The organism is Pseudoalteromonas lipolytica, assembly GCF_001306915.1.
Taxonomy (GTDB): Bacteria; Pseudomonadota; Gammaproteobacteria; order Enterobacterales; family Alteromonadaceae; genus Pseudoalteromonas; species Pseudoalteromonas simplex.
The window spans coordinates 1-624 of the sequence record NZ_LJTC01000046.1; the positions used below are offsets into that span (position 1 = coordinate 1).

General features: G+C 41.2%; 1 protein-coding gene. It reads left to right on the plus strand.

The window, feature by feature from the left end; all coding sequences use genetic code 11:
* The first annotated feature begins 127 nt into the window (after positions 1–127).
* Entirely contained in the window at positions 128–574 is a 447-nt protein-coding gene (locus tag AOG27_RS20960; RefSeq protein ID WP_082389342.1) for an IS630 family transposase, read from the plus strand.
* Positions 575–624 lie beyond the last annotated feature (50 nt).

Below are 624 nucleotides of genomic sequence, written 5' to 3' on the forward strand. Positions count from 1 at the left end.
ATACCATTCCGCTTAAATATCTGATCTAATATAGGCTATATAAAATCACCGGCTAATAACATTGAATTCAAACATATCTGAACAGCTTTTAGCGCTTTCTCGAAAAGAACCAAACGCACGAAAACGCATGCGATTGCTCGCAGTGTCTTTATTTTATGAGGGTAATAGCCGAACCGATATTGCAAAACGTCTAAACACTGCAAGAAGTAGTGTGAATAAATGGGTTTCTAGTTACCTAGAGTATGGGCTAGCTGGTTTAGACAATAAGCCTATTCAAGGACGTCCATCAAGGCTGCAACAGCGGCAACTTGAACAACTGTCTGAATTTATAAAGCGCACGAACATAGAACTACGTGGTGGCCGCCTTACCGGTGAAGACATTGTGCATTACATTCACACTGAATTTGGTGTTCATTACCACTTAAATCATGTCTATAAAATTCTAAAGCAACTTGGCTTTAGTTGGATCACAAGCCGCTCTAAACACCCAAAACAATCATTACAGAGCCAAGAGGCTTTTAAAAAACTTCCAGCTGGAAACGATCCTTCACACACCAGGACACCTTCCTCTTGATCGGATCGACGTATGGTTTCAGGACGAAGCACGATTTGGCCAGCAAAATC

Coding starts and splice junctions, on each gene's coding strand:
- AOG27_RS20960 (WP_082389342.1), top strand. CDS start 128: ATGCGATTGCTCGCAGTGTCTTTATTTTATGAGGGTAATAGCCGAACC.